The 1,259-nt window shown below is 43.1% G+C and carries 1 protein-coding gene; it reads left to right on the forward strand.

Features of this window, described 5'->3' with window-relative positions:
• Positions 1-58: 58 nt before the first annotated feature.
• Positions 59-1,259: IS256 family transposase (locus tag FKP33_RS26720; protein ID WP_141336829.1), on the forward strand; the 1,201-nt coding region annotated here is incomplete at its 3' end.

Consider the following 1,259-nt stretch of genomic DNA (forward strand, 5'->3'; position numbering starts at 1 on the left):
GAGGACGTAAAAAGTTTTGTGTAAATGGTTAAACTTTCCATTAAGGAGATGATCATTTATGCAAGACTTGAAGGACAAAACGATTAAGGAACTCGCAAAAGATTGCCGTACAGTTGAAGATGTACATGAAATGCTGAAGAATTTATTTAAGGATACGATCCAGCAGTTGTTTGAAGCGGAGATGGATGATCATTTAGGCTACAGCAAACATAGCTCTGACGGCGACAATACGGGAAATAGCCGCAATGGATACAGTAAAAAGACAATCAAAACGAAGTTTGGTAATACCGAACTTAACGTCCCCCGTGATCGAAACAGTGAGTTCGAGCCTCAGATTGTTAAAAAACATGAAACGAGTGTTAACGGCTTAGAGGAACAGATTATCGGTCTGTATGCTAAAGGAATGTCAACTCGTGACATTGAGGACCACATGAAGGATTTGTATGGCATTGATGTGTCTCCTACAATGATCAGTAAGGTTACCGATAAGATCATGCCACTGGTGTCTGAGTGGCAGTCCAGACCGCTTGAAAGGGTCTATCCTATCGTGTTTTTAGATGCGATTCATTTCAAGGTTCGTCAGGACAACCGCATCATCAATAAGGCGGCATACAGCGTTCTGGGCATCAATATGGCGGGGCAGAAGGATATTCTTGGCATTTGGATCGGAGAGCATGAGAGTGCCAGCTTCTGGTTGAACGTATGTACGGAGTTAAAAAGCCGCGGCGTTGAAGATATACTTATCGCTTGTAAAGACGGTCTAGCTGGCTTTTCCGAGGCTATTCATGCTGCATTTCCTCGAACGCAGATTCAATTGTGCGTCATTCATCAGATTCGCAACTCTATGAAATACGTTCCCTTCAAGGAAGAGCGTGCAGTCTTGGCTGATTTGAAAAAAGTGTATCAAGCTCTTACGCTAGAAGAGGCTGAAACTGCTTTCGCTGCTTTCAAGGAGAAGTGGGGCAAGAAGTACCCTATCATTATTCGCTCTTGGGAGAATAACTGGATTGAACTAACGGCTTATTTCAGCTATCCGGCGGAAATACGAAAAATGATCTACACGACCAATATTATCGAAGGTTATCATCGTCAACTTCGAAAGGTAACCAAAACAAAAACGGCTTATCCGTCAGACGATGCTTTGCGGAAGATCATCTATCTTGCCACAATCGATGCATCCAAAAAATGGACTATGCCGCTTCGAAGTTGGAAAGAATGTATATCACAGCTTGCCATCCATTTCGGAGACCGGTTGCAAG

Source organism: Paenibacillus sp. tmac-D7 (genome assembly GCF_006519665.1).
Classification (GTDB): Bacteria; Bacillota; Bacilli; order Paenibacillales; family NBRC-103111; genus Paenibacillus_G; species Paenibacillus_G validus.